Source organism: Sporacetigenium mesophilum DSM 16796 (assembly GCF_059569055.1).
This window is the reverse complement of sequence record NZ_JCANUR010000016.1, coordinates 60634-68369: the sequence shown is the minus strand read 5'-3', so window position 1 is coordinate 68369 and position 7736 is coordinate 60634. Positions and strand designations below refer to the sequence as shown.

The 7736-nt window shown below is 30.9% G+C and carries 8 protein-coding genes and 1 rRNA gene; all 9 read right to left on the bottom strand.

Features of this window, described 5'->3' with window-relative positions; translation table 11 throughout:
* Nucleotides 1-268, bottom strand: a 16S ribosomal RNA gene (locus BS62_RS12255); the annotation flags it as partial.
* 244 nt (nt 269-512) lie between these two features.
* Nucleotides 513-698: a hypothetical protein gene (locus tag BS62_RS12250; RefSeq protein WP_496491566.1), complete on the bottom strand. Its 186-nt coding sequence runs from the start codon at nt 696-698 to the stop codon at nt 513-515.
* Nucleotides 699-1008: 310 nt separating this feature from the next.
* The gene (lysS, locus tag BS62_RS12245; protein ID WP_496491568.1) at nt 1009-2484 is read right to left on the bottom strand and encodes a lysine--tRNA ligase; all 1476 of its coding nucleotides are present in this window, start codon (nt 2482-2484) and stop codon (nt 1009-1011) included.
* A gap of 74 nt (nt 2485-2558) precedes the next feature.
* Nucleotides 2559-3035 (bottom strand): transcription elongation factor GreA, encoded by a 477-nt coding sequence (gene greA / locus BS62_RS12240; protein WP_496491565.1) that lies wholly within the window; start codon nt 3033-3035, stop codon nt 2559-2561.
* Between the two features lie 99 nt (nt 3036-3134).
* Entirely contained in the window at nt 3135-4109 is a 975-nt protein-coding gene (dusB, locus tag BS62_RS12235; protein ID WP_496491564.1) for a tRNA dihydrouridine synthase DusB, read from the bottom strand.
* A gap of 95 nt (nt 4110-4204) precedes the next feature.
* A complete protein-coding gene (locus BS62_RS12230; RefSeq protein ID WP_496491563.1) occupies nt 4205-4975 on the bottom strand; it encodes a type III pantothenate kinase in 771 nt (256 codons plus the stop codon).
* A 17-nt stretch (nt 4976-4992) separates the two neighbouring features.
* Nucleotides 4993-5586, bottom strand: a complete 594-nt coding sequence (locus tag BS62_RS12225) for an ECF transporter S component (protein WP_496491562.1) — start codon at nt 5584-5586, stop codon at nt 4993-4995.
* 165 nt (nt 5587-5751) lie between these two features.
* Complete coding sequence (locus BS62_RS12220; protein WP_496491561.1) at nt 5752-6717, bottom strand: P1 family peptidase; 966 nt, start codon at nt 6715-6717, stop codon at nt 5752-5754.
* Nucleotides 6710-7687, bottom strand: a complete 978-nt coding sequence (locus tag BS62_RS12215) for a biotin--[acetyl-CoA-carboxylase] ligase (RefSeq protein WP_496491560.1) — start codon at nt 7685-7687, stop codon at nt 6710-6712. The genes BS62_RS12220 and BS62_RS12215 overlap by 8 nt, the downstream gene beginning before the upstream one ends.
* Nucleotides 7688-7736 lie beyond the last annotated feature (49 nt).

Below are 7736 nucleotides of genomic sequence, written 5' to 3'. Positions count from 1 at the left end.
CATCGTCGCCTTGGTAAGCTTTTACCTTACCAACTAGCTAATGGGACGCGGGCTCATCTCATACCGAAATTCTTTGATTAAGAAATGATGCCATTTCTTAATGTTATCTCGTATTAGCATACCTTTCGGTATGTTATCCGTGTGTATGAGGCAGATTACCCACGCGTTACTCACCCGTCCGCCGCTAGGACCGAAGTCCTCGCTCGACTTGCATGTGTTAGGCACGCCGCCAGCGTTCATCCTGAGCCAGGATCAAACTCTCATGATAAACTTGGCATTACTTTATAAATAAATGGTGTGTTAATTGACCTACTGTTTAATTTTCAAAGTTCAATTTTATTTGCCCTTTCCTTAGGGACAAGTAATACTATATCATGTATAAAACAAGTCGTCAATAGTTTTATATATTTTTTTTCAAAACAAAATTATATATACTTAATGTTCATAAATATATATAATTCTATCAAGATATTAATTACTTTTAAATAGGATTTTAAATATTTATTATGATTTTATTTAGCTATTTTTTCTGGATAATAATATTCAAATGCATAACTAGGAGTTTTAGCCACTTCTTTATTTACTTTTATAACTTTACGCACCTTTACATCTGACACTGCCATTTTACAAAAATGAATCATAACCTGACAAACTAATAATGATATACTTATTAAACATATCCAGTTGATTAAGAACATATAACTACTCCTCCCAAAAATAAAATTAAAATTTTATATATTTAATAGATTTCTAAAACTTATTCTTATTTCCTTTAGTAAAATTATTGTATATATCTTCGGCATTTTATTATATTATTCTCTTTTGTTTACAATATATTTAATATATACATAATGCGATATCATTTAGTTTGATATTATGTTGAATTTCCTTATAATAAAAAAAGTCTCCCTAAAGATTAGGAAGACCTTTTTAATTTCCAACTACTAAACTTGCGCAAAGTCCGTGATTTTCAAGGTCATTGGCGACATGATCGTAGCGATTTTTTTATTATTCTTCTATATTATTATTTGTTGAGTTATTATTTATAGGTTTCATAGTAGGGAATAATATTACATCTCTTATAGACGGTGAGTTTGTAAGTAACATCATAACTCTATCTATACCTATCCCTAGTCCTCCTGTAGGTGGCAGCCCTACTTCTAGAGCATTTAAGAAATCTTCATCTAGCATTTGAGCTTCTTCATCACCTAATTCTCTCTTTCTTAATTGAGCCATAAATCTTCCTCTTTGATCTATTGGATCATTAAGTTCTGAGAATGCGTTTGCAATTTCCCATCTATTTACAAATGCTTCAAATCTATTGGTTATACTTGGATCTTCTGGATTTCTCTTAGCTAAAGGCGACACCTCTACTGGATGATGAGTTATAAATGTAGGTTGAATTAGATGCTCTTCTCCGAATTCTTCAAATAAAGAATTTATAACTTCCCCTCTAGTCATTTCTGGTGTTATTTCTATACCTTTTTGTTTAGCTATTTCTATAGCTTCTTCATCAGTTTTTATCGTATCAAAATCAACTCCTGCGTAAACCTTAACAGCTTCTTGCATACTCATTCTCTTCCAAGGTGGAGTTAAGTCTATTTCTGTACCTTGATAATTAAGTTTAGTTGTTCCTAGTGATTTTTGAGCCATATAAGCTACTATATTTTCCGTTAATTCCATTATATCTTTATAGTCTGCATAAGCTTGATATAATTCCATGGCAGTATATTCTGGGTTGTGTTTTATTGACATTCCTTCATTTCTAAACATTCTACCCATTTCATAAACTTTTTCAAATCCGCCTACTATTAGCCTCTTTAAATATAATTCATTAGCTATTCTTAGATACATATCTATATCTAAAGTATTATGGTGAGTTATAAAAGGTTTTGCAGATGCTCCACCTGCTATAGTGTTTAATATAGGTGTATCTACTTCTAAGAATCCTCTTTCATCTAGATACTCTCTTAAAGCTTTTGTAGCTTTATTTCTTATTAAAAATGCATTTTTAACTTCTGGGTTAACAATTAAGTCCACATATCTTTGTCTATATCTCAAATCTTGATCTTTTAAACCATGATATTTTTCTGGAAGAATTTGAAGAGATTTAGACAATAAAACTACTTCATTAGCTTTTACAGATATTTCTTCTTTCTTAGTTTTGAATACTTCTCCTTTAATACCTATAATATCTCCTAAATCATATGTAACAAATATAGAATAATCTTCTTCTCCTATTCTATCTTGTCTTACATAACATTGTATTCTACCTTCTTGGTCCTGAATATCTATAAATCCAGCTTTTCCTTGTATTCTTTTGCTCATTATACGGCCAGCTATAGATACACTTTTCCCTTCGAACTCATTAAAATTTTCTTTTATTTCATCAGTATGGTGAGTTTGATCATACTTTTCTACTTTAAATGGATCCTTTCCCATTTCTTGTAACTTCTGAAGTTTTTCTCTTCTGATTTTTAGCATTTCATTAAGATCTTCATCAGCTTGAAGATTTTGTTTATTTAATTCTTCATTATTCATTTGTTATACCTCCATATCTATCTTCTTATTTCTAATATTTCAAACTTTGCAATGCCATCTGGCACATGAACGTCCACTATATCTCCTACCTTTTTCCCTAAAAGAGTTCTTCCAACGGGAGACTCATTTGAAATTTTGAAATCATATGGATCTGCCTCTGCAGAACCTACTATTGTATACTCTACATCTTCGTCAAACTCTATATCTTTAACTTTAACTATTGATCCTACCGTAACTTCATTTATATCTATCTTAGACTCGTCGATTATAACCGCTTTTCTAATCATATTTTCAAGCTTTATTATTCTTTCTTCTAGTTGAGCTTGTTCATTTTTAGCTTCATCATATTCAGCATTCTCTGATAGATCCCCAAAAGATATAGCTACCTTTATTCTTTCAGCAACTTCTCTTCTTCTAACAGCCTTAAGAAACTCTAACTCTTCTTCTATCTTTCTATAACCATCTTCAGTTAATAATATTTCCTTCTTTTCCATAACCCCTACAACTCCTCTTTTAAAATATATTTAGATATTTTTTCTAGGTTTATACCTATTTTATTCCAATTTATTTATGCGCTATATTATAATCTACTATTATTGCTGTGTCAAGGATTCCTGTTTGTATTGGCTTAATAGACCTATAACACCTTCAACACTTTCGATTTTATTTATTTCATCTCTGATTTTAGCAGATTTTTTTAGCCCTTTGAGGTACCACGATACATGCTTCCTCATTTCTCGTACTGCTATATACTCTCCATCTTCTTCTACAGCTAGTTGTATATGTCTTATAGCAGTATCTATTTTTTCTTCTAACGTAGGTTCACAAAGAACTTCTCCTGTTTTAATATAGTGATCTACTCTTTTAAATATCCAAGGGTTTCCCTGAGATCCTCTACCTATCATTATGGCATCACATTTGGTTTTATTAATCATATTTATAGCATCCTGTATATCAAAAATATCTCCATTTCCAATTACAGGTATACTAACATTTTCTTTTACCTTTGATATTATATCCCAATCAGCTTTTCCAGAATAATATTGCTCTCTAGTTCTTCCATGTACCGCTATAGCACTTATCCCTGCATCTTGCGCTATTTTTGCTATTTCTATTGCATTTACACTATTGTCGTCCCATCCTTTTCTTATCTTCAAAGTTACAGGTTTCTTAGAATTCTTAACTACTTCTTTTAATATAGCTTCTGCTAATTTAGGATTTTTCATAAGTGCAGATCCATCTCCATTTTTAACAACTTTAGGAGCTGGACATCCCATATTTATATCTAATATTTCATTTGGATATTCATTTAATATCTGTGCAGCTCTTCCCATAAAATCTACATCAGAGCCAAATATCTGAACTGCTATTGGATGTTCTTTTTTGTCTATTCTTAGCATTTTCTTTGTGTTTTCATCATCATAACATAACGCTTTGGCATTTATCATCTCAGTATATAACAACCCACAATCCATCTCTTTACATAGTAATCTAAACGGCAAATCTGTAACCCCTGCCATAGGAGCAAGAAAAACATTGTTTTCTAAATTAACATTACCTATTTTCATCATTAAATCTCCTTAATATACTATTATTATAATTTATATATTATCCTAATATATTATAAAAAAAGAATTGGAATAAAACATCCAATTCTTTATTATTATTCTCTATTTTTATCATATATCATTCTTAACCCTTCTAAAGTTAAAAACTTATCTACAAAATCTATCCTATCAGTTTCTGATGCTATTAAAGATGATAGTCCACCTGTTGCTATTACTTTAACGTCTTTATTTTTTAATTCCATTTTCATCATATCTATAATTTTATCTACCAATCCTACATAACCATAGATTATTCCAGATTGCATTGCAGAAACAGTATTTTTACATATTGCCATCCCTGGTTTTGCTAATTCTACTCTTGGTAGCTTTGAAGCCCTTTGGAATAATGCCTCACTAGATATTTTTATTCCAGGAGCTATAGTTCCTCCTAGATACTCTCCTTTTTCAGATATTGCACAAAATGTTGTAGCTGTGCCAAAATCAATTATTATAAGAGGAGTTCCATACTTTTCAATACCAGCGACAGCATTTACTATTCTATCTGCTCCTACTTGCTTTGGATTGTCGTACTTTATATTCAAGCCAGTTTTTATACCTGGCCCTACTATTAAAGGCTGTTTTTTGCAGTATTTTATAGAAAAATTTTCAAGTGAATGCATAACATTAGGAACTACAGATGATATTATTACGTCTTTTACATCTTTTAGATTTAATTCATCAAACTGAAATAAATTATTTATAAGCACTCCGTATTCATCTGAAGTTTTTTCTTTATCCGTGCTTATTCTCCAGTCTTTTAAAAGCTTCTTTCCCTCATATACACCTAAAACCATATTGGTGTTTCCAACATCAAATACTAAAAGCATCTATTTTGACCTTCTTTCTAATTTTTGCCTATTTTCAAAGCCTTTATAACACCTGTTACAACTAGTGTGGATACTATAGCTTCTGGAATTCCATTAGTAGTTCCTATTCCTAAGATGATGGCTCCTGCTGAGCTAGTATCTCCTCCTATAGCTTTAACAAATTGAGCGGCATATAATATATATATCATACCTAAAACCCCTATAGTATTTGTCAGGGAGCCTATAGCCCCTGTTACAATAGCAGCTACTGATTTATTTTTAGTCGTTTTTATTAAACCAGTATATACATAATAAGAAGCTATACCTATAAGCATTCTAGGTAAAACAGAAACTAGTGGATTTATAAAAGCAAACGAAGTTATAGTTGGGTTTGTTATAGCTTGCATTAAGCTAGTAAATCCAAATATAAGCCCTATTGCTGCTCCTACTATAGGCCCTTCCATTACAGCCCCAATGATAACTGGTATATGCATGATAGTGGCCTTAGTTGGTCCAATAGGTATATATCCTAATGGAGTCATAGATAATATTATAGATATGGCAGATAGCATACCTATAATTGTCATTCTTCTTACATTAGTTTTTTTAACATTGTTTACTTGTACTTGCATAATAATGCTACACCTCCGTTCCAGCTCTTCATAGATGCCGGACAATTTTTTAGTTTTTAAAATAATATTACATTTAAATAAGTCAAGCTCCATTTTTTTGGATGCCAGCCACAACAAATTTATTTTATCAACTCTGTATACAATTGTCAATTATTCTGTATACAATTATTCTTGCCCTTTATATATCTCATTATAAGATATTATATCTTTTATACCTTGTGCACTTTTTATGGCATTTATTATGCTCTTTTGAACTACTTCTACAGCCATTGAACCTACTAGATTTATATTAGCTTCTACTTCACCCGTTGCTAGAGTAAATACTGTATCTCCATCATACATGGTATGTATTGGGAAAATAGCTTTAGCATACCCGTCATGTGACATTTGCGACACTTTTTTACATTCTGATTTAGTTAATTTTGCATTAGTTACTACAACTCCTATAGTGGTATTGTCTATAGAAAATCCACCTTTGTTTGATCCATTTTTCATACTTTCATATGTATTTATAAATGTGTTTTTATCTTCTGAAAGTGTACCAGCTATTATCTTTCCATTTTCATATACATCTCCAAAGGCATTCACAGCTATTAATGCTGATACAACCAGTCCATTATCTAACTTTATAGAATGACTTCCAATTCCACCTTTTGTAACATAGTCCATGCCTTTAAGCTTTCCTACAGTCGCTCCGCATCCTGCCCCATAATTACCTTGATTTAGTTCTGTAGTTGATGCCACTTCACAAGCGTTATATCCCATATTTATATCTGGCCTTGATTTATGGTCTCCAACAGCTAAGTCAAATAATACAGCACCTACAACTATAGGTACTTTAGTTACACCTACATCAAACCCTATACCCTTTTTTTCTAAATATTTGCTTACTCCACAAGTAGATTCAAGTCCGAATGCCGATCCCCCCGATAAAACAACTGCATGAACTTTATCAATCAAGTTTATTGGATCTAGTAAATCCGTTTCTCTAGTACCCGGGGCAGCCCCCCTTACATCTACACTGCAAGTAGCACCGTTTTCGCATATTATAACAGAACAACCTGTCAGCCCATTTAAATCCTCTACTTGTCCAACTTTTATTCCACCTACATCCAGTATGTTATTATACATATCCCTCTTCTCCTCTTATAGATACCTCTCCCGATATTATCTCTTTTATACTATTATCCTCGAGTTGCACAATTAAATTTCCATCTTCGTTTATATCTATACATCTAGCCTTTGTTTTTTCTCCATTTTTTAATAAATATATATTCTTATTTAAAATTGCAGAGTATTTTTTACATATATTCAAAACTTCTTTTCTGTCTTTATTATTTATATAGTCAGTATATAAATTTTCAAATTCCATTAATATTTCACTAACTATATCTACTCTAGATAACTTATATTCTTCTTTATATAAAGACGTAGCTATATTTTCTATATCTTCATCAAAATCTAAGGTTTTAACATTCATCCCTATGCCTAAAACTACATAATTTACTTTATCTATTTCAGCTGCCAATTCAGTCAATACTCCACATATCTTTTTATTATTAACTATAATATCATTAGGCCATTTAATATTGCTTTTTACACCTAGTTTATTTAAGCTTTCTACAATACTTGCACCTGCTATTAATGTTATAAATGGACAATCGTATGGATTTATATCTGGCTTTAATATTATACTTAGCCATATTCCATCTCCTTTTCTAGAATACCACTTACGTCCCATCCTTCCTCTGCCTTTTGTTTGTTCTTCACTTATTATAACCGTGCCATCTTCCATATCATTTGCTATTTTCTTTGCATAATTATTAGTTGAATCTATAGTGTCAAAATGAATTATATTGTTTCCTATAAATTCAGATTTTAAGTTATATGCTATATTTTCTTTTGTAAGTATATCATCAGGAATTTCTGATATTCTATATCCTTTTTTATTTATAGATTCTATATTGTAACCTTGATTTTTAAGATTATTTATATGTTTCCATACTGCAGTTCTAGATATTCCTAGTAATTCAGATATTTCCTCTCCAGAAATAAAATCTTTGTTTTTATCTAATAGCATCTTTAATATCTGCTCTCTCATAAATACACCTCTCTTATAAATTATAATCTCTATGTAATTAGAAGAAGCT